This is a genomic window from Salinicola sp. JS01 (assembly GCF_030284585.1).
Taxonomy (GTDB): Bacteria; Pseudomonadota; Gammaproteobacteria; order Pseudomonadales; family Halomonadaceae; genus Salinicola.
The window spans coordinates 1,265,595-1,289,380 of record NZ_CP127244.1 but is presented as its reverse complement, the minus strand read 5'-3'; the positions used below and the strand labels follow the sequence as shown (position 1 = coordinate 1,289,380).

At 67.1% G+C, this 23,786-nt stretch carries 20 protein-coding genes; 18 read left to right on the top strand and 2 right to left on the bottom strand.

Annotation, left to right across the window (positions count from 1 at the left end; genetic code table 11):
• Window positions 1–8 precede the first annotated feature (8 nt).
• From tssG to QO259_RS05835, 10 genes are all read left to right on the top strand, one after another.
• The gene (gene tssG / locus QO259_RS05880; protein ID WP_285952738.1) at window positions 9–1,025 is read left to right on the top strand and encodes a type VI secretion system baseplate subunit TssG; all 1,017 of its coding nucleotides are present in this window, start codon (window positions 9–11) and stop codon (window positions 1,023–1,025) included.
• Window positions 1,022–3,682: a type VI secretion system ATPase TssH gene (gene tssH, locus QO259_RS05875; protein ID WP_285952160.1), complete on the top strand. Its 2,661-nt coding sequence runs from the start codon at window positions 1,022–1,024 to the stop codon at window positions 3,680–3,682. Before tssG ends, tssH begins: the two co-directional genes overlap by 4 nt.
• A 197-nt stretch (window positions 3,683–3,879) precedes the next feature.
• Window positions 3,880–4,431 carry a cupin domain-containing protein gene (locus QO259_RS05870; RefSeq protein ID WP_035469427.1) on the top strand — a complete coding sequence of 184 codons (552 nt, stop codon included), beginning with the start codon at window positions 3,880–3,882 and terminating at the stop codon, window positions 4,429–4,431.
• A gap of 339 nt (window positions 4,432–4,770) precedes the next feature.
• On the top strand, window positions 4,771–5,628 hold the full coding sequence (locus QO259_RS05865) for an HTD2 family dehydratase (RefSeq protein ID WP_285952159.1): 858 nt from the start codon (window positions 4,771–4,773) through the stop codon (window positions 5,626–5,628).
• Window positions 5,625–6,791: an acyl-CoA dehydrogenase family protein gene (locus QO259_RS05860; RefSeq protein ID WP_285952158.1), complete on the top strand. Its 1,167-nt coding sequence runs from the start codon at window positions 5,625–5,627 to the stop codon at window positions 6,789–6,791. Before QO259_RS05865 ends, QO259_RS05860 begins: the two co-directional genes overlap by 4 nt.
• A 58-nt stretch (window positions 6,792–6,849) precedes the next feature.
• Window positions 6,850–8,046 (top strand): CaiB/BaiF CoA transferase family protein, encoded by a 1,197-nt coding sequence (locus QO259_RS05855; protein WP_285952157.1) that lies wholly within the window; start codon window positions 6,850–6,852, stop codon window positions 8,044–8,046.
• 193 nt (window positions 8,047–8,239) lie between these two features.
• On the top strand, window positions 8,240–9,091 hold the full coding sequence (locus QO259_RS05850) for an HpcH/HpaI aldolase/citrate lyase family protein (RefSeq protein ID WP_285952156.1): 852 nt from the start codon (window positions 8,240–8,242) through the stop codon (window positions 9,089–9,091).
• Window positions 9,092–9,600: 509 nt separating this feature from the next.
• Window positions 9,601–10,611: a TRAP transporter substrate-binding protein gene (locus tag QO259_RS05845; protein WP_285952155.1), complete on the top strand. Its 1,011-nt coding sequence runs from the start codon at window positions 9,601–9,603 to the stop codon at window positions 10,609–10,611.
• 13 nt (window positions 10,612–10,624) lie between these two features.
• On the top strand, window positions 10,625–11,272 hold the full coding sequence (locus QO259_RS05840) for a TRAP transporter small permease (protein ID WP_207034749.1): 648 nt from the start codon (window positions 10,625–10,627) through the stop codon (window positions 11,270–11,272).
• A complete protein-coding gene (locus tag QO259_RS05835; protein ID WP_285952154.1) occupies window positions 11,269–12,555 on the top strand; it encodes a TRAP transporter large permease in 1,287 nt (428 codons plus the stop codon). Before QO259_RS05840 ends, QO259_RS05835 begins: the two co-directional genes overlap by 4 nt.
• A gap of 139 nt (window positions 12,556–12,694) precedes the next feature.
• On the opposite strand, the gene QO259_RS05830 is transcribed toward QO259_RS05835, so the two are convergent.
• Entirely contained in the window at window positions 12,695–14,413 is a 1,719-nt protein-coding gene (locus tag QO259_RS05830) for a bifunctional protein-serine/threonine kinase/phosphatase (protein ID WP_285952153.1), read from the bottom strand.
• A 152-nt stretch (window positions 14,414–14,565) separates the two neighbouring features.
• On the opposite strand from QO259_RS05830, the gene ppa reads away from it, so the two are divergent.
• A complete protein-coding gene (gene ppa, locus QO259_RS05825) occupies window positions 14,566–15,096 on the top strand; it encodes an inorganic diphosphatase (protein ID WP_035469412.1) in 531 nt (176 codons plus the stop codon).
• Between the two features lie 121 nt (window positions 15,097–15,217).
• Here ppa and QO259_RS05820 read toward each other — a convergent pair whose 3' ends face one another.
• Window positions 15,218–16,246 carry a DUF2333 family protein gene (locus QO259_RS05820; RefSeq protein WP_285952152.1) on the bottom strand — a complete coding sequence of 343 codons (1,029 nt, stop codon included), beginning with the start codon at window positions 16,244–16,246 and terminating at the stop codon, window positions 15,218–15,220.
• A 259-nt stretch (window positions 16,247–16,505) separates the two neighbouring features.
• Here QO259_RS05820 and dsbD point away from each other — a divergent pair, with 259 nt between their 5' ends.
• From dsbD to fis, 7 genes are all read left to right on the top strand, one after another.
• Window positions 16,506–18,632: a protein-disulfide reductase DsbD gene (gene dsbD, locus QO259_RS05815; RefSeq protein ID WP_285952151.1), complete on the top strand. Its 2,127-nt coding sequence runs from the start codon at window positions 16,506–16,508 to the stop codon at window positions 18,630–18,632.
• A gap of 221 nt (window positions 18,633–18,853) precedes the next feature.
• Entirely contained in the window at window positions 18,854–19,297 is a 444-nt protein-coding gene (gene aroQ / locus QO259_RS05810) for a type II 3-dehydroquinate dehydratase (RefSeq protein WP_207034758.1), read from the top strand.
• A gap of 103 nt (window positions 19,298–19,400) precedes the next feature.
• Window positions 19,401–19,868, top strand: a complete 468-nt coding sequence (gene accB / locus QO259_RS05805) for an acetyl-CoA carboxylase biotin carboxyl carrier protein (protein ID WP_035469406.1) — start codon at window positions 19,401–19,403, stop codon at window positions 19,866–19,868.
• A 21-nt stretch (window positions 19,869–19,889) separates the two neighbouring features.
• On the top strand, window positions 19,890–21,233 hold the full coding sequence (gene accC / locus QO259_RS05800) for an acetyl-CoA carboxylase biotin carboxylase subunit (RefSeq protein ID WP_035469405.1): 1,344 nt from the start codon (window positions 19,890–19,892) through the stop codon (window positions 21,231–21,233).
• A gap of 111 nt (window positions 21,234–21,344) precedes the next feature.
• Window positions 21,345–22,247, top strand: coding sequence for a 50S ribosomal protein L11 methyltransferase (prmA, locus tag QO259_RS05795; protein ID WP_285952150.1), 903 nt, complete (start codon window positions 21,345–21,347; stop codon window positions 22,245–22,247).
• A 142-nt stretch (window positions 22,248–22,389) separates the two neighbouring features.
• Window positions 22,390–23,421: a tRNA dihydrouridine synthase DusB gene (gene dusB, locus QO259_RS05790; protein WP_285952149.1), complete on the top strand. Its 1,032-nt coding sequence runs from the start codon at window positions 22,390–22,392 to the stop codon at window positions 23,419–23,421.
• Window positions 23,418–23,726 (top strand): DNA-binding transcriptional regulator Fis, encoded by a 309-nt coding sequence (gene fis, locus QO259_RS05785; RefSeq protein ID WP_035469402.1) that lies wholly within the window; start codon window positions 23,418–23,420, stop codon window positions 23,724–23,726. Before dusB ends, fis begins: the two co-directional genes overlap by 4 nt.
• The last annotated feature ends 60 nt before the right edge of the window (window positions 23,727–23,786 follow it).

Genomic DNA, 23,786 nt, shown 5'->3' with positions numbered 1-23,786 from the left:
GCAGAGCCCTGGCGTTTCGGGTTCTTCCAGCTCGTGCGTCTGCTGCGCCTGCACTACAGCCGCACCGGACGCATCGACCCCGAGAACCGGCCGCACCAGGACCCGCTGCGCTTTCGCTCGCTGCTCTCGCTCAATTTCCCCCCAGCGAGATCAGCGATCTGTCGTTCGAGAACGCCAAGCTGCGCTCGGCCAGCGGCGAGCCGCTGAGTGAGATCCAGATCACCTTCATGGGGCTGGTCGGCCCCTCCGGCGTGCTGCCAAGGCCGTACACCGAGCTGCTGATCAATCGTCACATGGAGAAGCGCGACGACGCCGCCCACGCCTTCATGGACTTCTTCTCCCACCGCATGACGGCGCTGTTCTACGAGGCGTGGCAGAAGTACCGCTTCCATATCGAGTACGAGCGCAAGGGCAGCGCCGATTTCGAGAACTGGCTTTTGCATCTGGTCGGCTTCACCCCGACCACCCAGACGCAGGTGCTCGACCGCCCGGAGCAGCCGGGCACCCTGCGCCGCGAGCTGTTCAGCTGGTTCTCGGGCCTGTGGAGCCAGCGCCCGCGCAACGTCGGCAACCTGCAGTCGATCCTGACCTACACCTTCGGCCAGCCGTGCCAGGTGGTGCCCTTCAGCGGGCGCTGGATTCGTCTCGCCCCCGATCAGTACACCCGTCTGGGCCAGGCGAACGCGCGCCTCGGCCAGAGCGCCGTGGCGGGTACCCGGGTACGCGACTACCAGTCCACCTTTCGCGTGCGCTTCGGCCCCCTCGATCTGGACGCCTACCGTGAGCTGCTGCCGGGTACCGAGCGTCACCGCCAGCTGGTCAAGCTGCTGCGCTTCTATGCCGGCATCGAACTCGACTTCGAGATCGAGCTGATCCTCGACAAGCACCAGATACCGTCGCCCCAGATAGGCCAGGGCAGCGCCCTGGCGCTGGGTCGGCTGGGCTGGCTCAAGCCGCCGGAGCGGCCAGCCAGCGCCCATGGACATGCACTCTTCGCAATCACCTACGATGGAGCCACGGCGTGAGTCTCAAATCCCTCTTCGACAAGCTCAACGATCCCTGCCGCGAAGCCACCGAGGGCGCTGCGGCGCTGTGCCTGGCCGAGCGCCAGTACGACGTGGACATCGAACACCTGCTGCTCAAGCTGCTCGACAGTGACGACAACGACGTGCTGCGTATCGCACGCCACTACGATGTCGCCCTCGACCGCCTGGCGAGCCAGCTCGAGGAGACGGTCGCCACCTTCAAGACCGGCAACACGCGCACGCCGGCGCTTTCGCCGCGGATCACCCGCCTGATCGAGCGCGCCTGGGTGATCGCCTCGATCGACCACGGCGAAGCGCAGATCCGCAGCGGCTACCTGCTGCTGGCGCTGCTCAAGGATGACGAGCTGCGCCGGGTGATCGTCGACGGTGCGCGCGAGCTGGAACGCATCCAGGTCGACGACCTGCAAGCGCACCTCAGCGACCTGATCGGCGGCAGCAGTGAAGATCAGCACGTGCGCGAGCTCGGCGAGGCGAACGCCGCCGCCGGCCCCGCGGCCAATGCCGCCGGCGGCGAAGGCGACAAGCGCGGCAAGTCGAAGACCCCGGCCCTCGACCAGTACACCATCGATCTGACCGGCAATGCCCGCGCCGGGCGTATCGATCCGGTACTGGGGCGCGAGGAGGAGGTGCGCCAGATGGTCGACATCCTCACCCGGCGGCGCCAGAACAACCCGATCCTCACCGGCGAGGCCGGGGTGGGCAAGACCGCGGTGGTCGAGGGTCTGGCCCTGCGCATCGTCAACGGCGACGTACCGCCGCCGCTCGCCCAGGTCGAGCTGCGCACCCTCGACCTGGGCCTGCTGCAGGCCGGCGCCGGGGTCAAGGGGGAGTTCGAGAACCGGCTCAAGAACGTGATCGAGGAGACCAAGCGCAGCCTGCACCCGATCATCCTGTTCATCGACGAGGCCCACACCCTGATCGGCAGCGGCGGTCAGGCCGGCCAGGGCGATGCCGCCAACCTGCTCAAGCCGGCCCTGGCCCGCGGTGAGCTGCGCACCATCGCCGCCACCACCTGGGCCGAGTACAAGAAGTACTTCGAGAAGGATGCCGCCCTGGCGCGGCGCTTCCAGGTGGTCAAGATCGAGGAGCCCGCCGAGCCGGTGGCGATCGCCATGCTGCGCGGCCTCAATCAGCGCATGCAGGACCATCACAAGGTCAGCATCCTCGATGACGCCATCGTCCAGGCGGTGCGCCTCTCCCACCGCTACATCACCGGACGCCAGCTCCCGGACAAGGCGGTCAGCGTACTCGACACCGCCTGCGCCCGGGTCGCGCTGGCGCAATCCTCGCAGCCGGCGGCGCTGGAGGACGCCCACCGCCGGGTCGACAACCTGGAGAGCGAGATCGCGATCCTCGAGCGCGAGCAGCGTGAAGGCAGCGACCACGCCGAGACGCTCGCCGCCCTGGGCGAGCGTCTGGAAGCGACCCGCGCCGAGATCGCCGATCTCGACGCGCGCTGGTCGCGGGAGCAGGAGATCGTGACCCGGCTCAAGGCGCTGGAAGCCGAGCGCAGTGCGGTCGAGGCGGGTGAACAGGCCGGCGACGCCGATGCCCTGAGCCGCCAGGTCGGCGACACCCGCCGCGAGCTGGCCGAGGTCCAGGGCGAGCACGCGCTGGTGCATGGCCATGTCGACGGCAACGTGATCGGCGAAGTGATCTCCAACTGGACCGGCATTCCGCTGGGCAAGATGCTGCGCGACGAGATCACCACCGTGCGCGAGCTGCCCCAGCTGCTCGGCGAGCGCGTACTGGGTCAGGATCACGCCCTGGCCGAGATCGGCAAGCGCATCGCCATCTCGCGGGCGCGGATGGAGGACCCCAACAAGCCGATCGGGGTCTTCCTGCTGCTCGGCCCCAGCGGGGTGGGCAAGACCGAGACCGCGCTGTCGCTGGCCGACGTGCTCTACGGCGGCGAGCGCAACGTCATCACCATCAACATGTCGGAGTACCAGGAGGCGCACACCGTCTCCAGCCTCAAGGGTTCGCCGCCGGGCTATGTCGGCTATGGCGAGGGCGGCGTGCTGACCGAAGCGGTGCGGCGCAAGCCTTACAGCGTGGTCCTGCTGGACGAAGTGGAGAAGGCCCACCCGGACGTGCTGGAGCTGTTCTTCCAGGTGTTCGACAAGGGCGTGCTCGACGACGGCGAAGGCCGCGAGATCAACTTCCGCAACACCGTGATCCTGCTCACCTCCAACGTCGGCACCGACGACATCATGCGCCAGTGCCTCGGCGCGGACGAGCTGCCGGCGCCGGAGGCGATCGTCGAGAGCCTGCGCGATCAGCTCAACGCGGTGTTCAAGCCGGCCTTCCTCGGGCGTCTCAACATCATCCCCTACTACCCGGTGCAGAAAGAGATCCTCAACAACATCGTGCGGCTCAAGCTCGAGCGCATCAAACAGCGCTTCGAGTACAACCACCGGGCCCGCTTCGACTACGACCCGGCGATCGTCGACGCCGTCGCCGCCCGCTGCACCGACAGCGACAGCGGCGCGCGCAACATCGACAACATCCTCTCCGGCAGCCTGATGCCGACCATCGCCGCCCAGGTGCTCGACCGCATGGCCGCGGGCGAGCCGATCGAGCGCCTGGCGGTCAGCCTCGACGACCAGGGCGAGTTCGCCTACGCCCTGAGCTGACTCGCCACCGCCGCCCGGAAGCCCATAGATTTTCGGGCGGCGGCTCTCATTGCTGTCGCCTCCTCACCCAGCGTGGCAAACGCGGCCGATGGTTAATCCCGCCAGTAAGGGTTTGCTGGCGCCGCGCCAGGCGCTAGGCTGCAGTCGCCACCGAGTGTCTCGCCCGAGCGCATGCCGGGCTCCCCAAGGAGAACGCGATGTCCGACGATGTCGGCCCCCGACTGCGCAGCCTGCGCAACCTGCGCGGCATTTCCCAACGCGAGCTGGCCAAGCGCTGCGGCGTCACCCACTCCAGCCTGTCGCTGATCGAGCAGGGCAAGGTCAGCCCCTCGGTGAGTTCGTTGAAGAAGATCCTCGACGCCATCCCGATCAGCGTCGGCGACTTCTTCACCTTCGAGCTGGAGAGTCGCGATCAGGTCTTCTACAGCGTCGACGAGCTGCCCAACGTCGCCACCAACGCGGTGATCTACCGCCTGGTCGGCGCCAATCGCGAGCATCGCGCCCTCTCCTTCATGATCGAGACCTATCCGCCCGGCGCCGATACCGGACGCGAGATGATCGCCCACCGCGGCGAGGAGGCCGGCGTGGTGCTGGAGGGGCGGATAGAGATCACCATCGGCGCCCAGGTGCGCGAGCTCTGCCCCGGTGACGCCTACTACTTCGACACCCACGTGCCCCATCGCTTTCGCAACGCCAGCGACGAGCCGTGCAGGCTGGTGAGTTGCTGTACACCTGCGAGCCAGTTCTAGGGAAGCACTGCATAAATGCCTGCGCGAGTGAATCGCTGCGTTGCGCGGTGCTCGAAGACTCGCCTAACCCCATGTTATGTCTCGCGTGACGCGTTGCCTTCGGCAACTTGCCCTGACGGGCCGCCCTACGGGCGTTCTCTACGCGTTGCTTCGAGTCTGTGCTCCGTGCGCCTTGCGCTTCATCCCGCTCGCCGATTTATTCAGCGCTTCTCGAGTCACGAGCCAGACCAAAGTCGTATTCGGCAAAACCGAACGCCCCCGTTTGCAATGCCAGATTCTCGTCGCCGGCGGGAGGCGACATGCTGAGCCCACTCACTCCTCTGGTGCGTGGACCCTCTCATGTCGACAGACCCGCTGGCCCCCTGGCTCGAGCGCCGCGAACAGTGCCGGGATCGCCTCGATAGCGCCCTGGTCGCGCGCCTCGCGGCCACCCTCGGCGCTCCCTGCCCCGCCGATCAAGCTCCGCTGCCGCCGCTGTGGCACTGGGCCTTCTTTCAACTGCCGACACCGCCGGAGGGCATCGGCGCAGACGGCCACCCGACCCGCGGCGGCTTCCTGCCGCCGGCCGAGGGCCGCCAGCGCATGTGGGCCGGCGGCGAGTTCGAGTTTCTCAGGCCCCTGCGGGTGGCCTGCGATGCCGAGCGCCACTCACGCGTGGCATCGATCGAAGAGAAGTCCGGACGCAGCGGTTCGCTGCTGTTCGTCGCGGTCGAGCACGAATACTACCAGGCGGGCAGCGTGGCGATCCGCGAGACTCAGCGGATCGTCTATCGTCAGCCCAGCGCCCCCAAGCTGGCGCTGGAGGAGCCGATGCCGCCAGCGGACTGGTCACAGACCGTTCAGCCCGATCCGGTACTGCTGTTCCGCTACTCCGCGGCCACCTTCAACGGCCACCGCATCCACTACGACTGGCCCTACGCCACCGCCACCGAGGGCTATCCCGGTCTGGTGGTGCACGGCCCGCTGATCGCCACCCTGCTGCTGCACGCCTTCACCCAGGCCCACCCCGAGGCGACACCGCGCCGCCTGCGCTATCGCGGCCTGCGCCCGCTGTTCGCCGACCGCCCCTTCGAAGTCGGCGGCCGGCTCGTCGGCGCCGGCCAGGCCGAGCTGACCGCCGGCAACGCCGACGGCCCGGCCCAGCGCGCCACGCTCGAATTCGACACTCCCGCCGCCCCGGAGGCCGCACGCCCATGATGTCACCCATCGACCACGACGCCCTGGAAGCCATTCGCGACGGCGTGCGCAGCCTGTGCAAGCCCTATGGCGGCGACTACTGGCGCGCCATCGATGCCAGCCAGGGCTTCCCCGAGCAGTTCGTCGACGAGCTGACCCGCGCCGGCTGGCTCGCCGCCATGATCCCCGAAGCCTACGGCGGCTCCGGACTGGGCCTGGCGGAAGCCAGCGTGATTCTGGAAGAGGTCAATCGCTGCGGCGGCAATGCCGGCTTCGTGCACGGCCAGATGTACAACATGGCGACCCTGCTCAAGCACGGCAGCGAGGCGCAGAAGGCGGCGATTCTGCCGCGCCTGGCCAGCGGCGAGCTGCGCCTGCAGTCGATGGGCGTCACCGAGCCGAGCACCGGCACCGACACCACCAAGATCAAGACCACCGCAGTCAAACGCGGCGACCGCTACGTGGTCAACGGCCAGAAGGTGTGGATCTCACGCGTCCAGCACTCCGACCTGATGATTCTGCTGGCGCGTACCACGCCACTCGCCGAGGTCCAACGCAAGGCCGACGGCATGTCGATCTTCCTGGTCGACCTGCACCAGGCGATCGGTCAGGGCATGCGCGTGCAGCCGATCGACAACATGGTGGGCCACGAGACCAACGAGCTGTTCTTCGACGACCTCGAACTGCCCGTCGACACCCTGATCGGTGAAGAGGGCAAGGGCTTTCGCTATATCCTCGACGGGCTCAATGCCGAACGCACCCTGATCGCCGCGGAGTGCATCGGCGATGGCCGCTGGTTCATCGACAAGGCCAGCCGCTACGCCGGCGAGCGGGTCGTGTTCGACCGCCCCATCGGCCAGAACCAGGGGGTGCAGTTCCCCATCGCCGAAGCGCACATCGAGGTCGAGGCCGCCGATCTGATGCGCTGGCAGGCGTGCCAGGCGTTCGATGCCGGCCAGCCCGCCGGCGCCAGCGCCAACATGGCCAAGTACCTGGCGGCCAAGGCGTCGTGGGAGGCGGCCAACGTCTGCCTGCAGACCCACGGCGGTTTCGGCTTCGCCACCGAGTACGACATCGAGCGCAAGTTCCGCGAGACCCGGCTCTATCAGGTCGCGCCGATCTCGACCAATCTGATTCTCTCCTACGTCGCCGAGCACCTGCTGGGGCTACCGCGCTCGTTCTGATGCCGCGGATCGCTTCATCCCACTATCCCGCATCCGCCATCCGCCACCGGAGACCGCCATGACCCAAGCCCCGCGCCCACTCGACGGCATCACCGTGCTGAGTCTGGAACACGCCATCGCCGCGCCCTTCTGCACCCGCCAGCTCGCCGACCAGGGCGCCCGGGTGATCAAGATCGAGCGCCCCGCCGTGGGTGACTTCGCCCGCGGCTACGACACCCGTGTCGCCGGGCTCTCGTCGCACTTCGTGTGGACCAACCGCGGCAAGGAGAGCCTGGCGCTCGACCTCAAGCAAGCCGCAGCACAGCCGATTCTCGATGCCCTGCTGGCCGAGGCCGACGTGCTGGTGCAGAACCTGGCGCCGGGGGCGGCGGCGCGCATGGGGCTCGACTTCGACACCCTGCATACGCGCTACCCGGGGCTGATCGTGTGCGATATCTCCGGCTACGGCGAAGGCGGACCCTACGCCAGCAAGAAGGCCTACGATCTGCTGATCCAGAGCGAGGCGGGGTTTCTCTCGGTGACCGGGGGCCCGGCGCCGGACGCGCTGGCCAAGGCGGGTTGCTCGGTGGCCGACATCGCCGCCGGCATGTACGCCTACACCAGCATTCTCAACGCCCTGCTGCTGCGCGGGCGCAGCGGCGAGGGTTCGCGGATCGAGGTCTCGATGCTCGAGAGCCTGGTCGAGTGGATGGGCTATCCGCTCTACTACGCCTACGACGGCGCCCCGCCGCCGCCCCGGGCCGGCGCTTCCCATTCGACCATCTACCCCTACGGCCCCTTCCCCGCCGGCGATGGCGGCACGGTGATGCTGGGGCTGCAAAACGAGCGCGAGTGGCAACTGTTCTGCGACCAGGTACTGTGCCGCCCCGAGCTGGCCACGGATACGCGCTTCGACGCCAACGCCAGGCGCTCGCAGCACCGCGAGGCGCTGCGCGCGATCATCGAAGCAGTGTTCGCCGAGCTGAGCGCGGCGGAGGTGATCGCACGTCTGGATGCGGCGCAGATCGCCAACGCCCACGTCAACGACATGGCCGGCGTGTGGCAGCATCCTCAGCTCGCCGCCCGCGACGCCTGGCGCGAGGTGCCGAGCCCCAGCGGCCCGCTGCCGGCGCTGCTGCCACCGGGGCGAAACAGCGCCTACACCGCGCGCATGGCGGCGGTTCCGGCGCTGGGCGAACACACCGACGCCATCCTCGCCGGGCTCGGCTACGATGCCGAGACGCTGGCGATGCTGCGCGAACGCGGTACGATCTGAGTTCACGCCATGCCCCGAGGGTGTTTACAAATTCGACGAGCGAAGGCGAGACAAGGCGAAATCGGCCGAAAAGACGGAGTTTGCGTGGTGTAAATGAGTACTTTGAGGTCGATTTCAACGCCGTTTCGTCGAGCGCAGGCATTTTGTAGACACCCTCTGTGGTCTTGGTTCATTACCCTTGCCGGAGACACCGATGTCCTCTCGCCCTGATGCCGACCCACGCCCCCGACCCGGGCTGCGCTCGGCGCTGTTCGTGCCCGCCAATCGCCCGGAGCGCATTCCCAAGGCGCTGGCGAGCGGCGCCGACGCTGTGATCGTCGATCTCGAGGATGCCGTCGCCGGTGCCGCCAAGGCGGACGCGCGCCGCGCTCTGCGCGAGGCGCTGGCGGCGCTGCCCGAGGCGCGCGTATGGGTGCGCGTCAACGCCCCGGAGAGCGCCGAGTTCGCCGCCGACCTGGCGCTGTGTCGCGACCACCCGGGCATCGTCGGACTGGTGATCCCCAAGGCCGAGACCCCCGACTCTCTCGTCCAGGCGGCCAGCCTCGGGCGGCCTCTGATCCCGCTGATCGAGAGCGCGGCGGGTCTGGCGGCACTCGCCGCGCTGAGCCGGGTGGCAGGTGTCGAACGGCTCAGCTTCGGCGCCCTGGATTTGAGCGTCGACCTCGGCAGCGAGCCGGACACCGAAGGCGGCGAGATGCTGCTCGACCAGACCCGCTATCAGCTGGTGCTCCACTCGCGCCTGGCCGGGCTGGCGCCACCGCTGGAGACAGTGCTGCCGGCGTTCGGCGATCCGGCACGCGTCGAGCGGGTCGCCCGCCGCGCCGCGGGCATGGGCTTCGGCGGCATGCTGTGCATTCATCCGGCGCAGATCGCTCCGGTCCATCGCGGTCTGGCGCCGTCGCCGGATACCCTCGACTGGGCACGGCGGGTGATGGCGGCGGCGGCCGAGGGCGACGACGCCGCCCAGGTCGACGGCGCCATGATCGACGCCCCGGTGGTGGAGCGCGCCCGGCGGCTGCTGGCGCGCGCCGCCGAGCACGGCTGACAAGAACGACTGACGAGCACGACTGACAAGAACGGCTGACGAGCAGCGCTTCTGAATAGAGAGAGGGCGATGGCCGAGCGCCTTGGCATCGCCCTCTGGTTGCCGGTGACAGCGCGTTAACTTGTGTCAACGGGCCCAAATCGCCGCCTGTGACTTGCTGCCTCCACACCAGGCACCTTTTCTGGCGACGGCGACCTTTTTCACTCAGTGAATGAGCGCCTCGCCCATCGATCTGCGCGCCCACCATCCGCTCAAATCATTGTATAGACTGAACATTATCTAGATCGGGCGAAAAATGAGCACGGAGCCACCTCTATCATTCGACACTTTTTAAACTTATTAAACCAAAAATAAACTTTCTAAATCGCCCACTTATTTACGTTCTTTTCCACCAAAGATTGATATACGCAGATACAAATCACTGCGCATAATTCACCGGCATCGCCGTCGAGATGCCGGCCCGGCTTCGGCGCAGCGCGACACACAACAATCCAGGAGTGACAAGTGCCATGTCTCTGATCAATCGAAAAACACTCGCAGGCGCCATCGGTTTCGCGATTCTGCTGGGCGGTGCCACCGGCGCCCAGGCCCAGGACCCTATCGTGATCAAGTTCTCCCACGTGGTCGCCAACGACACGCCCAAGGGTGAAGGCGCTCAGCTGCTGCAGAAGCTGGTCCAGGAGCGTCTGGGCGACAAGGTCAAGATCGAGGTCTACCCCAACTCTTCGCTCTACGACGACACCAAGGGCCTCAACGCGCTGCTCACCGGCGACGTCCAGCTGCTCGCCCCCTCCATGGCCAAGCTCGGCGAATACAGCCCCAGCGTCCAGCTGATGGACCTGCCGTTCCTGTTCGACGACATGAATGCAGTCACCCGTTTCGAGCAGGGTCCGGGCGGCAAGAAGATTCTCGAATCGATGCAGGACCACGACATCCTGGGTCTGGCCTACTGGCACAACGGCATGCGCCAGCTGACCGCCGACAAGCCGCTGATCGAACCGCGCGACGCCCGTGGCCTGAAGCTGCGCGTCGAACCCTCCGACGTGCTCGCCGCACAGATCAAGGAGCTCCACGCGATTCCGCGCAAGATGGCCTTCGGTGAGGTTTACCAGGGCATGCAGACCGGCGTCATCGACGGTCAGGGCGGCAACACCTGGTCGAACATCTACACCCAGAAGTGGAACGAAGTGCAGAGCGACATGACCGAGTCCAACAACGGCGTGCTCGACTACATGCTGATCACCAACGCCAAGTTCTGGAACGGCCTGCCCGACGACGTGCGCACCACCCTCGACGAGATCATCGCCGAAGTGACCACCTCGGTGAACGAGAAGGCCGACCAGCTCAACGAAGAGGCCAAGCAGAGCATCGCCAAGAGCGGCACCACCAAGATCCACGAGCTGAGCCCGGAGCAGGTCAAGGCCTGGCGCGAGGCCATGGCACCGGTGATCGACGAGTTCCGCGACGAGATCGGCAGCGACCTGATCGACGCGGCGCAGCAGTCCAACAACGCCAACTGAGCGCCGATTCCCCATGCTCCTACGCATCTGGAATTCACTCGAGGAGGGCCTGGTGGCCCTCCTGCTGGCGGTGATGACCCTGCTGACCTTCTTCTACGTGGTCGTCACCAACCTCTACAACGTCTTCTATGACCTCGGCGACGCCTACCCGGCGCTGGAGACGCCAGCCTTCGCCGTGGGTGACTGGCTGCTGGGCATCGGTCAGGAGATGACCTGGAGCCTGGCGATGACCACTACCATCTTCGCCTGGCTGATTTTCCTGGGCATCGCCTACGGCGTACGCGTCGGCGCGCACATCGGTGTCGATCTGCTGGTGCGCCTGCTGCCCAGGCCCTGGCAGCGCGTCTGCGGTGTGCTCAGCTGTCTGATTTTCATGGCCTACGCCGGCCTGCTGATGGTGTCGAGCGCGCAGTGGGTCGACTCGCTGCAGATCACCGGCATCGGCGCCGAGGATCTGGGCATGTTCGGACTCAAGGAGTGGCACGTGGCGCTGATCGAGCCGCTCGGTTTCGGTCTGATCATCGCGCGGCTGATCGAAGTACTGGTGCGCATCCTGCGCGGCCAGCAACTAGGGCTAGAGCAGAGCAGCGAAGTCAGCGACGCGCTGGCGCTGGCTCAGGAATCCGACGCGGACAGCGACACCCGGAGAACCACGCCGTGACTATCGCCTTTCTGTTCATCTCCCTGTTCGTCTTCATGTTCATCGGCGTGCCGATCGCGGTCTCCCTGGGGCTGTCGAGCGCGCTGACGATCCTGCTGTTCAGCCAGGACTCGCTGCAGTCGCTGGCGATCAAGCTATTCGCCACCGCGGATCACTACACCCTGCTGGCGATCCCGTTCTTCCTGCTCTCCGGGGCCTTCATGACCAGTGGCGGCGTGGCACGGCGGCTGATCGACTTCGCCAATGCCAGCGTCGGCCACCTGCGCGGCGGCCTGCCGATCGCCTCGGTGCTGGCGTGCGTACTGTTCGCCGCCCTCTCCGGCTCCTCTCCCGCCACCGTGGCGGCGGTGGGCTCGATCGTGATCGCGGGCATGGTGCGCTCCGGTTACACCCGCAGCTTCGCCACCGGCATCGTCTGCAACGCTGGCACCCTGGGCATCCTGATCCCACCGTCGATCGTCATGGTGGTCTACGCCGCCGCGACCTCGACCTCGGTGGGCAAGCTGTTCATGGCCGGCGTGGTGCCCGGGCTGCTGCTGGGCTTTCTGCTGATGCTGGCGATCTACATCATCGCGCGGATCAAGAAGATGCCGGCCCAGCCCCGGGTCAGCGTGCGCGAATGGCTGCGTGCCGCGCGCAAGTCGCTGTGGGGCCTGCTGCTGATCGTGGTGATCCTCGGCGGGATCTACTCGGGCATCTTCACCCCGACCGAGGCTGCCGCGGTGGCCGCCGTCTATGCCGCCTTCGTCTCGCTGGTGATCTATCGCGACATCGGCATCCGCGAGTGCCCGCGGGTGATTCTCGACGCCGCGCGCCTGAGCATCGTGCTGATGTTCATCATCGCCAACGCGATGCTGTTCGCCCACGTGCTGACCACCGAGCAGATCCCCCAGACCATCACCCAGTGGGTGGTCGAACAGGGCTTCTCGCCGATCACCTTCCTGCTGGTGCTCAACGTGGTGCTGCTGATCGCCGGCAGCTTCATGGAACCCTCGGCGATCATCCTGATCCTGGCGCCGATCCTGTTCCCGATCGCCATGCAGCTGGGGATAGACCCGATACACCTGGGCGTGATCATGGTGGTCAACATGGAGATCGGCATGCTGACGCCGCCCACCGGGCTCAACCTGTTCGTCGCCTCGGCGGTGACCGGACAGCCGCTGACCACGGTGATTCGCGCCTCGGCGCCGTGGCTGATCCTGCTGGTGTCGTTCCTGTTACTGATCACCTACGTGCCGTTCATCTCCCTGGGCCTACCCAACCTGCTGGGCATGCCGGGCTGACAAGGCAACGACCGACCTAAGCCGGGGATCATATCGCCGGTTGTCACACCCGAGGGCCCCGGCGCATGGCGCGCCGGGGCCCTCTGTCGTCGAGGCGTCCAGCGGTTGTGAAAAGCGTTTTCGGTCGCTATTTCAACAGCTATTTCAACCACCAGGAGAGGATCAGCAGCAGCAGCAGCACCGTGGCGATCGCCTGCCAGACGTTGGCCGGCTCGCGCCACGGCGGGCGCCGGTCGTCGGTCTGGGCGCGCGGTTTGGGCCGCAGACGATAGGCGAACTCGGAAATGCGCCGGAAGCGCAGGGCGCGCAGCGGATCGAGCGAGCGCCGCAGGGCATCGTCAAGATCCTCGCTGATGGCGGGGTTGCTCAAGCGCGCGCGACGGTAGGTCATCTGCTCCAGATCGGTGTGGCTGCGCAGATGATTGGGCAGTTGGGTATAGGGCAGGTGTCCGGTCAGCATCCAGTAGATGGTGGAGGCCAGCGAGTACTGGTCGCTGCGCCGCCCCACCTCGGTGTCGAGGGCATACTCGGGCGCGCTGTGCTCGGTCAGCCCCACCTGGCGCGCCAGCTCCCGCGCCACGCCCTGGCTATCACTGTCGCGCCGATGGCAGGCACCGAAGTCGGTCAGCACCAGGTTGCCGTGGCGATCGATCAGGATATTGTCGGGGTGCAGATGCTGATGCAGCACCTCATGACGATGCAGCGCCTGCACCGCCTTGACCAGTTGGCGCGCGATCTCCAGGCGCTGTGCCAGGCTCGTCTGCGGATGCCGTCGCAGCCACTCGCTGAGCGAGAGCCCCTCGACGTAGGCCATCAGATAGTAGAGATAGCGCCGCGGCCGCTCGGCCTCGACCACCTTGACCACGAACGGCGAGTTGATGCGCTCCACCACCCGCTGCTGCAGCCCGAAGTGCTCGAGATAGACGTTGCGCGGCGACAGCTCCGGGCTCGGCGCCTTCATCACCATCTCGCGCCCGCTGCGCGCGTCGCGCACGTGATAGACCCGGGCGCGTGGGGTGCGCGAGAGCACCGCGACGATCTCCAGGCCGTCGAGGCGGTCCCCGGGGCTCACCTCCGGTGGCACCGGCAGATGGTGGAACAGCCTTGGCGACTCCTCCGTCCCGGCCTCCGGCAGGCGGTCGACCCGCACCAGCTGGAAGCAGAACTGATTGGCGTTGTAGCCGCGCTCGCTGGCGCGCTGGTTGGCCGCTGCGGTCAGCCGCTCGCAGGCCGCATCGAGATCGCTGACGTCGGCACGGATCAGCTGTACGTACTCGGAGGGCACCAGGGTGCCACGCACCGCCTGGGTCATGAACAGGAACAGATCGCCCTGCTTGAGGGTAAAGGTCGAGTAGTCGATATCGACATGGCCATCCATGCCCAGCGCCCGCGAGGGATAGCGATAGCCGCCGAGATCGGTGACGTGGTCGCGGGTCAACTGCTCGAACTCGGCACCGCGGATGCGATACACCAGGGTATCACCCATGTGGAACAGGTGCGCCTGGCGCTGGTGAAAGATCATCGCCGACAGCGAGCAGATATAGCTGCCGCCCTCGATATAGCCGCTCTGGCTGTAACACCAGCTGTTGAGCGCCCGGAGTACCCGGGTCGCCGAGGTCTTGACGTCCCAGTGCTCGGGGGTGGAGTAGTAGTCGGCGAGAAAGCCGCGCACGCTGAGATCGCCAGCCTGCTTGGCGATCGAGTTGCGCCAGGTGGAGTCGCTGATCAGCGCGCAGCCACCCTTGGCCTGCAGCGCTTCGCCCTGAGGGATCTGCACCGACATCGAGCTGCGGTGGCGGTGCAGATCCGGCGCCACGAAGGCCTGACCGTAGGTCAGCGACAACGAGCTATTCGACAACGATCTTCTCCCCACGGATGGTCCGTCACGGCGGCCGCCGCTTCCCGACACGCAAGCGCCGGGGACGGATTGGTAATCGGCCTAGCCTATTCGTATAATCCGTGGGATTTTCGCCCGCTGGTGTTCAACCTGCAAACCGCAAGGACTCGATGATGAGTTTCGATAAGATTCCCGCCGGAAAGGATCTCCCCAACGACGTGTACGTGGCGATCGAGATTCCCGCCAACCACGCGCCGATCAAGTACGAAATCGACAAGGACATGGATGCCCTGGTGGTGGATCGCTTCATGGCCACGCCGATGTTCTATCCGGCCAACTACGGCTTCATTCCCCACACCCTGGCCGACGACGGCGACCCGCTCGACGCCCTGGTGGTCACGCCCTACCCGGTACAGCCCGGCAGCGTGATTCGCGCCCGCCCGGTGGGCGTGCTCAACATGTCGGATGAAGCCGGTGAAGATGCCAAGCTGGTCTGCGTACCGCACCAGAAACTCACCGCGCTCTACGACGACGTCCACGAAGTGACCGACCTGCCCGAGCTGCTGCGCCAGCAAATCGCCCACTTCTTCGAGAACTACAAGGATCTCGAGAAGGGCAAATGGGTCAAGATCGACTCCTGGGACGGCGCCGATGCCGCGCGCAAGGCGATCGAGAAGGCTGTCGCCGCCTACGCCAGCGAGTAAGTCGCGCCATCCCCGGGCGCCGCGATCGCGGCCTGCCCAACCGCAAGCGCCGCCCCCAGGGGCGGCGCTCGTGTTTTCAGAAATGGTATCCGTCAGCACTTGTGCGCTGCGGCCCGGCGATTTATAGCGCGCTGCGAATCTGCCCGATCAACTGCGCCGCCCGCACGGTGTAGTTGGCCATCATCAGCGAGTGGTTGGCGAAGAAGCCGAAACCCGAGCCGTTGAGGATCACCGGGCTCCACACCCGCGCCTGGGACGCCTTGAGCTCGGCGATCAGCTGATCGAAGGCCTCGCCCTGCCCGGCCTGCTCGATCGCCTCGGCGTAGTCGATGCGCGCCGCCTGCACCAGTTGCAGCAGCGCCCAGGTAGTACCGCGGGTCTTGAAGAAGACGTTGTCGATACGGAACCACGGGGTGCTCTCGACCGCCTGGCCGCCGCCCGGCGAGCGCCCGACACTGGCCGCCAGCGCCTGCGTTTGGGTCTCGAGCTGGCTCTGCACCTGGGCCAGCCAGGCCTTCAGGGTGTCGGCGTCGAGCGCGCTGGGAGCCTGGGCCGGCGTCGAGGCTGCCGCGTCCTGGGTCGGCGTACCGGCACCGCTGTTGTCGAGCGCCGAAAAGGCTTCACCGAGATTGTTGCGCGCCGCACGCAGCAGCGTCTCGGACTCGGGCCAGCGCCAGCTGTCGAGATCGCCGGCGAGCGCCTCGTCGGCGGCCTTGAGCGGCGCCTGGCCAACCGCGAGCGCGCTGCCGAGCAAGGCGACCGAGTCCTGCACCTGCTGGGTCACCCCGGCCTCCCAGTTGGGCATGTTATCGAGCCACAGGCCCGGCGGCATGACATCGTTGCGCAGATAGCCGCCAGGCTTGTCGAGCAGGGCGTCGAGCAGTTCGATATTGGTCGCCAGCAACGCCTCGCCGGGCTTGATCGCCGCTTGTTGATTGTCACCAGCACTCTCCGGTACGCCACGCTGCAGCGCCACCGCCTGGCGCGGGTCGACTGGTGACGGCGTCCAGCTCCACCAGATGCCCAGCACGATGCAGATCAGCAGATAGATCGCCACCAGCGCCACCAGCGGTTTCCAGATCCAGCCGTACTGCGGGGTTTCGAGGACCTCGGTGCGCGACAGCGGCGCCTTCTTACGGAACAGAGCCATGGACGATCCTTGTCTTGACGGAGTTGAGGGCGTCGAGAGACGTTCATTGGGAGACGTGCGTCACTTATCCTATCATGCTCCCGGCGGCGCGCAGCCCGCCTTTCGCTGCATACCGAGACGATCCAGCGAGCCACTGCCGAGGCTTCGATCATGGCACTTTTGCCGCCCTGTGCGCTCCAACGGCTGCGGCCTGCATGCCGGCCTGTAACCCCACGGCGGCGCTGCGCTCCGTCAAATCGATCAGGATTCCGTGTCACGCATGTCGTTCTCTTCGCGCTGCTTGCTCATTATCACTTTGTGCCTGCTGACATCGCTGGCGCAGGCCCAGAGCCCGTTCTCCTCACCCCGCGATACCTCGCCCTTCGCCAGCGCCGAAACGGCCGAGTTCCTGCCGGTGACCGAGGCATTCCACGCCTACGCCTGGCACGACGCCGAGCGCCTCTACGTCGGCCTGCGCGCCCGCCCCGGCCACTATCTCTATCGTCAGCGCTTCGCTCTGGCGGACGCCAACGGTGAGGCGCTGACACCGCTGAAGATGCCGCCGGGAACCTTCAAGCAGGACCCCTATCTGGGGCCGGTGCACATCTTTCGCGACACCGTGGTGCTGAGCGCGCCCCTGCCCAAGAGTGCCGATCGGGCAAGCGATACGCCACTGGCACTGACACTGAGTTTCCAGGGCTGCGCCGATGCCGGCCTCTGCTATCCGCCGGAGCACTGGCGCCTCACGGCCCGCGCCGGCGGGGCCCCGGCGGCGTTCACCGATGCCAGCGACGACGCCCAGGCCTCACCGCTGGCCGCCAACGGCGATCGCGATGCCGATCCACGTGCGCTATTCGCTGCGCCGTCTCGGGCCGATTCGCTATCTCGAACCGATCAACGGCCCCAGGCCGATCCACTACCTCAGGCCGATCCGCTACCGCAGGCCAATGCACGCCCCCAGGCCGATCCGGCCCCCGACCAGACACCCGGCAGCGATATCGCACCGTCCGGCCAGCCGACCAATCACACCGCCTCCAACCAGCCCGCCGCCGAGCCGGGCGGCTCCGCCAAAGACATCGGCGACGGCGCGCTGCCACTCAGCGCCGACGCCCGTTTCCAGACGCTGCTCGGTCAGGGGTTGGGGCTGGGCACCCTGGCGCTGTTCTTTCTCGCCGGGGTGGGCCTGACCTTCACCCCCTGTGTGCTGCCGATGCTGCCCATCCTGACCGCCATCATCGTCGGTCAGAACGCCTCGCGACGGCGCGCTCTGGGGCTCTCGCTCAGCTATGTCGCGGGCATGGCTGCCACCTTCACCCTGCTCGGCACCCTGATGGGGCTGTTCGGCGCCTCGCTCAACCTGCAGGCGCGGCTACAGTCGGCCTGGGTACTGGTCCCGCTGGCGCTGCTCTTCGCGGCCTTTGCCGCCGCGCTGTTCGGCGCCTTCGAGCTGCGTCTGCCGAGCCGCCTGCGTCAAGGTGCGGATGCCTGGCAGCAGCGCCTGCAGCGCAGCGGTCCGCTGGGCCTGGCCGCCGCCGGTGCGCTGTCGGTGCTGGTGGTCTCGCCCTGCGTCTCGGCGCCTCTGGCCGGCGCCTTGGTCTTCATCTCCACCACCGGCGATGTCCTCGGCGGCGCCCTCGCCCTGCTCGCCCTGGGGCTGGGCATGGGGCTGCCGCTGGTCGTGGCGGGTACCTTCGGCGCCAGGCTGCTGCCGCGGGCCGGCGCCTGGATGAACGGGGTCAAGGCGCTGTTCGGCGTGCTGCTGCTGGGCCTGGCCATCTGGCTGCTGGCGCGGCTGCTGCCCGGGCCGCTGACGCTGCTGCTGTGGGCACTGCTGGCGCTCGCCTGCGCGCTGGCCCTGGGCGCGCTCGATCTGCGCACGCCGCCCGGCTGGCCGCGGCTGCGTCAGGCGGCGGGCTGGCTGCTGCTGGTGTGGGGCGTGGCGTTGGCGTGGGGGGCGGCCCAGGGCGGCGGCGACCCGCTGCGCCCGCTCGCGCCCGGCGTCGGGAGCCCCACCCAGAGCAGCCCTGCGGCGGCGCAGTTCACGACTGTCACCAATAACGCCCAGCTACAGGCGGCACTGGACGCGGCGCAGCGCGACGGCCGCCCGGTGATGCTCGATGTCAGCGCCGACTGGTGTATCGCCTGTCAGGTGATGGAGCACCAGGTATTCCCCGCCCCCGCGGTGGCCGAGCGCCTGGCCGGGTTTAAGCTGATCCGCGCCGATGTCAGCGCCGATAGCGCGGCGAGCCGAGCGCTGCTGTCGCACTACGGGCTATTCGGCCCGCCGGCACTGCTGTTTTTCGATGCCACTGGCGAAAGACGCGCCGCGCGCATCCAGGGCGAGATCGACGCCGTCGCGCTGGCCAACCACCTCGATGCGCTCATCTCCTCGCGCTCGCGGGGGTGACCCGCATTGCCGGCTCGGGGTAATCCCCCCTATGGATGAGCCTAGCGCGCCCGGGCCAGGGCGGGCGGTTAGCGAACATCGTTCGCGTCCCAGGCTAGACACTCTGGGCTTTTTTCGGCAAACTCCTGCAGCAGCGCAAATGAGTCGCTCATGCTGCCATCTTGCATGAAAGTGACGTCATCTCAGCGAAGTACGACAGGGTTAACAGCGCAAGGACAGGCATGGCTAGACTACTGGTTCTCAACGGCCCCAATCTCAACCTGCTGGGTACCCGCGAGCCCGAGGTCTACGGGACCACGACCCTCGACGATATCCGCGTGACGCTGACCCAGCGCGCGCTGTCCGCCGGGCACCAGCTCGAGTGGCTGCAGTCCAATGCCGAGCACGAGCTGGTCGAGCGCGTTCACCGCGCCCGCGAGGAGCGGATCGATTTCATCCTGCTCAACCCGGCCGCCTTCACGCATACCAGCGTGGCGCTGCGCGACGCCCTCACCGGTGTCGCCATTCCGTTCATCGAGCTGCACCTGTCGAACGTGCACGCGCGCGAGCCGTTCCGCGCTCACTCCTACTTCACCGACGTCGCGCGCGGCGTCATCGCCGGTTTCGGTGCCGACAGCTACAGCCTGGCGCTGGACGCGGCCCTGGCCCAGCTGGCGCGCGATTGAACGCCCCGGCGGCGCGGAAACAGCCTTTTCGCGGTGGCCTCGTGCTGGCCACCACAGACATTCATCAAGACTTCTTCCACCCTCACGGAGCCGAGACATCACCATGGATATCCGCAAAGTCAAGAAACTCATCGAACTGCTCGAAGAGTCCAACATCAGCGAAATCGAGATCCAGGAAGGCGAAGAGTCGGTACGCATCAGCCGTCATCCCCACGGTTTCGGCGCTGCCCAGCAGCCGATGATGATGCCCCAGTCGATGCACTACGCCCCGCAGCACACCGCCGAGCCGAGCGCACCCGCCGCCGACCCGGCCGAGCCGGCGCCGGTCCAGCCGCTGGGCCATGCGGTGACCTCGCCGATGGTCGGCACCTTCTACCGTTCGCCGGCCCCGGGTGCCAAGGCGTTCGTCGAAGTCGGTCAGAGCATCAAGAAAGGCGATACCGTGTGCATCGTCGAAGCGATGAAAATGATGAACCAGATCGAAGCCGACAAAGACGGCGTGGTCGAGGCAATCCTGGTCGAGGATGGCGAGCCGGTCGAGTTCGACCAGCCGATGATCATCATCAACTAAGGCGACACGGGCGAAACCATCATGTTGGACAAGGTACTCATCGCCAACCGAGGCGAGATTGCACTGCGCGTCCTGCGCGCCTGCAAGGAGCTGGGGATCAAGACCGTGGCGGTCCACTCCAAGGCCGACCGCGACCTGATGCACGTGCGACTGGCGGACGAAGCGGTCTGTATCGGCCCGGCGTCATCGGCGCAGTCCTATCTCAATATCCCGGCACTGATCAGCGCCGCCGAAGTCACCGACTCGACCGCGATCCACCCCGGCTACGGCTTTCTCTCGGAGAACGCCAATTTTGCCGAACAGGTCGAGCGCTCGGGCTTCGTGTTCGTCGGCCCGCGCGCCGAGACCATTCGCCTGATGGGCGACAAGGTCAGCGCGATCAACGCCATGAAGGAGGCCGGCGTCCCCACCGTGCCGGGCTCCGATGGCCCGTTGCCGGAAGATGGTGAAGAGATTCGTCGGATCGCCGCGCGTATCGGCTACCCGGTGATCATCAAGGCCGCGGCCGGCGGCGGTGGCCGCGGCATGCGCGTGGTGCGCAACGACGATGAAGTGGCCAAGGCGGTCAGCGTGACCCGCGCCGAGGCGGCTGCGGCGTTCGGCGATGGCACCGTCTACATGGAGAAGTTCCTGGAGAACCCGCGCCACGTGGAAGTCCAGGTGATCGCCGACGGCCAGGGCAACGCCATCCATCTGTATGATCGCGACTGCTCGCTGCAGCGGCGCCACCAGAAGGTGCTGGAGGAGGCCCCCGCGCCGCATCTCGACCCCGAAGCGCGCGCCCAGGTGCTCAAGGCGTGTACCGACGCCTGTATCGAGATCAACTACCGCGGCGCCGGCACCTTCGAGTTCCTCTACGAGAACGGCCAGTTCTTCTTCATCGAGATGAACACGCGCGTCCAGGTCGAGCATCCGGTCACCGAGATGGTCACCGGGGTGGATATCGTCAAGGAGCAGCTGCGCATCGCCAGCGGCCTGCCGCTGTCGATCCGTCAGGAGGATGTCCAGCTCAACGGCCACGCCTTCGAGTGCCGCATCAACGCCGAGGACTCGCGCACCTTCATGCCCTCGCCCGGCAAGATCGACCTCTACCACCCGCCGGGTGGCCTGGGCGTACGCATGGACTCGCACATCTATACCGGCTACACCGTGCCGCCCCACTACGACTCGCTGATCGGCAAGCTGATCACCTGGGGCGCGGATCGCGAGATCGCCCTGGTGCGCATGCGCAATGCGCTCGACGAGCTGCTGGTGGAAGGGATCAAGACCAATACCGACCTGCAGAAGGATCTGGTGCGTGACAGCGCCTTCCAGAAGGGTGGGGTCAACATCCACTACCTCGAGAAGAAGCTCGGCCTGAGCTGATTCGCGGCGCGTCACGACGGGGCGGTCATGCTCTGGGGATCTGTCTCAAGCCCCTCGGGATGACCGCCCCGTCTGCGTTCGCCCCCACCGACGAGATCAAGGAGCGCCGCCATGGCGTGGCTACAACTCAAGGCGCATATCGCCCCCGAACAGGCCGAATGGCTCGAGGAGCTGCTGCTGGCCGAGGGTGCCAGCGCGATCACCCTGCAGGATGCCCACGACGACCCGGTCTTCGAGCCCGACCGCGGCACCACGCCGCTGTGGCAGGAGACGGTCCTGACCGGCCTCTACGACGATCTCGAGGGGGTCGAGGCGATGATCGAGCGGGTCCAGCGCGCCTGGGCCGAACAGGCGCCGGAAGACCCCGCGCCGCAGATCGAGTATGAACTGCTCGCCGACCGTGACTGGGAGCGCGAGTGGATGGACGGCTTCGAGCCGCTGCGTATGGGTGAGCGGCTGTGGATCGTGCCCAGCTGGCACGCCGCCCCGGACCCGCAGGCGGTCAATCTGCTGCTCGACCCGGGGCTTGCCTTCGGCACCGGCACCCACCCCACCACCGCGCTGTGCCTAGGCTGGCTCGACGCCCAGCCGCTCGACGCCGTCCAGGTGCTCGACTACGGCTGCGGCTCGGGCATTCTCGCCATCGCCGCCCTCAAGCTGGGTGCGGATACCGCGGTCGGCGTGGATATCGACCCCCAGGCACTGCAGGCCAGCCGCGACAACGCCGAGCGTAACCAGCTCGATGACAGCCGGCTGCTGCTGGAGTACCCCGAGCGCCTCGGTCAGGGCCGCTTCGAGGTGGTCGTGGCCAATATTCTCGCCGGCCCGCTGATCGAGCTCGCCGCCGAGATCGCCGGCCGCGTCGCGCCCGGCGGGCGCCTGGCGCTCTCCGGCATCCTCGCCGCCCAGGCCGAAAGCGTGCTCGACGCCTATCGCGACCAGGGCCTGCGCATGGCTCCGCCACAGGAGAAAGAGGGCTGGGTGCTGCTGAGCGGCGAGCGTCCCGCCGCCTGAGCCCCACCGTCTGAGCCACGGCGGCGGTGCCCCGGCTCCGCCGCCGACGCTTTTCCGCCGCGTTCGTGCGACCAAACAGCGCTTCAACAAAGCCGGAGCGCCCGGTATCATAGCTTCCCGTTTTCCCCGAGCCTCTGTAACCATGCGTGAAGCCGTGTCCGCGCAGCCCGAGCGTGCGTTGCCCCGCATCGGCCGCCACACACTGCCCAACCGGGTCATTCTGGCGCCCATGGCCGGCGTGACCGATCGCCCCTTCCGCCAGCTCTGTCGCGAGCTCGGTGCAGGTCTGGTGGTGTCGGAAATGGTGACCTCGGACAGCCGGCTCTGGCACACCCGCAAGTCGCGTCAACGCCTGATTCACCGTGGCGAGCCCGGCCCGCGTTCGGTCCAGATCGCCGGCGGCGACCCGCAGATGCTGGCCGAGGCCGCGCGCATGAACGCCGAGGCCGGCGCCGAGATCATCGATATCAACATGGGCTGCCCGGCAAAGAAGGTGTGCAACAAGGCGGCCGGCTCGGCCCTGCTGCGCGACGAGCGCCTGGTCGGCGAGATTCTCGCCGCGGTGGTCGCCGCGGTCGAGATTCCGGTGACGCTCAAGATCCGCACCGGCTGGTGCGAGCAGAGCCGCAATGCGCTGCATGTCGCGCGCCTGGCCGAGAACGCCGGCATCGCCGCCCTGACAGTCCACGGGCGGACCCGCGAGCAGCGCTACAGCGGCAGTGCCGAGTACGACACCATCGCCGCGATCAAGCAGCAGGTATCGATCCCGGTATTCGCCAACGGCGATATCACCACGCCGCAGCGCGCCGCCGAGGTGCTCGCCTATACCGGCGCCGACGCGGTGATGATCGGCCGCGGCGCCCAGGGCAACCCGTGGCTGTTTCGCGAGATCGAGCACTACCTGCGAACAGGTCGCGAGCATGCGCCACCTAGCCTGGCGGAAGTCGAGGGCACCATGCGCCGGCATCTGGCCGCGCTGCACGCCCACTACGGTGATTACCTCGGGGTGCGCGTAGCGCGCAAGCATATCGGCTGGTACCTCGCCGCCCGCGACCCACGGCGCGAGCATCGCGCGCGATTCAACCGGCTCGAGCAGAGCGCGGAGCAGTTCGCTTTTCTTCATGAACTCTTTCGTGGCGACACCGCGATCGACAACGGAATTCACGCAGCATGAACAGTCGGCAGCCTCTGGACCTCGACGGCAATGCGCCGCTGGAGGTCGAATCCCTTCATATGGCCGAGCAGAGCTCCCAAGTCACGCTGCGCGAGTGCGTCGAGCAGGTGATGGAGCGCTACTTCACCCACCTTGAGGGTGAATCGGTATCGCATCTCTACACCATGGTACTGGCCGAGGTAGAGGCGCCGCTGCTCGACGTCGTGATGCGTCATGTCGAAGGTAACCAGACCCGCGCCGCCGAGCTGCTGGGCCTCAATCGAGGCACCCTGCGCAAGAAGCTCAAGCAGTACGACCTGATCTGATTCTCCCCCTCGCCTCGCCCATGCGGGGCACCACCGAACGCCCGCCGCTCGGACTCTCAA

Excerpts from the sequence above, each read along its gene's own strand:
- QO259_RS05870 (WP_035469427.1), top strand. The coding sequence starts at position 3,880 with ATGTCCGACGATGTCGGCCCCCGACTGCGCAGCCTGCGCAACCTGCGC.
- QO259_RS05865 (WP_285952159.1), top strand. The coding sequence starts at position 4,771 with ATGTCGACAGACCCGCTGGCCCCCTGGCTCGAGCGCCGCGAACAGTGC.
- QO259_RS05860 (WP_285952158.1), top strand. The coding sequence starts at position 5,625 with ATGATGTCACCCATCGACCACGACGCCCTGGAAGCCATTCGCGACGGC.
- QO259_RS05855 (WP_285952157.1), top strand. The coding sequence starts at position 6,850 with ATGACCCAAGCCCCGCGCCCACTCGACGGCATCACCGTGCTGAGTCTG.
- QO259_RS05850 (WP_285952156.1), top strand. The coding sequence starts at position 8,240 with ATGTCCTCTCGCCCTGATGCCGACCCACGCCCCCGACCCGGGCTGCGC.
- QO259_RS05845 (WP_285952155.1), top strand. The coding sequence starts at position 9,601 with ATGTCTCTGATCAATCGAAAAACACTCGCAGGCGCCATCGGTTTCGCG.
- QO259_RS05840 (WP_207034749.1), top strand. The coding sequence starts at position 10,625 with ATGCTCCTACGCATCTGGAATTCACTCGAGGAGGGCCTGGTGGCCCTC.
- ppa (WP_035469412.1), top strand. The coding sequence starts at position 14,566 with ATGAGTTTCGATAAGATTCCCGCCGGAAAGGATCTCCCCAACGACGTG.
- QO259_RS05820 (WP_285952152.1), bottom strand. The coding sequence starts at position 16,246 with ATGGCTCTGTTCCGTAAGAAGGCGCCGCTGTCGCGCACCGAGGTCCTC.
- dsbD (WP_285952151.1), top strand. The coding sequence starts at position 16,506 with ATGTCGTTCTCTTCGCGCTGCTTGCTCATTATCACTTTGTGCCTGCTG.
- aroQ (WP_207034758.1), top strand. The coding sequence starts at position 18,854 with ATGGCTAGACTACTGGTTCTCAACGGCCCCAATCTCAACCTGCTGGGT.
- accB (WP_035469406.1), top strand. The coding sequence starts at position 19,401 with ATGGATATCCGCAAAGTCAAGAAACTCATCGAACTGCTCGAAGAGTCC.
- accC (WP_035469405.1), top strand. The coding sequence starts at position 19,890 with ATGTTGGACAAGGTACTCATCGCCAACCGAGGCGAGATTGCACTGCGC.
- prmA (WP_285952150.1), top strand. The coding sequence starts at position 21,345 with ATGGCGTGGCTACAACTCAAGGCGCATATCGCCCCCGAACAGGCCGAA.
- dusB (WP_285952149.1), top strand. The coding sequence starts at position 22,390 with ATGCGTGAAGCCGTGTCCGCGCAGCCCGAGCGTGCGTTGCCCCGCATC.
- fis (WP_035469402.1), top strand. The coding sequence starts at position 23,418 with ATGAACAGTCGGCAGCCTCTGGACCTCGACGGCAATGCGCCGCTGGAG.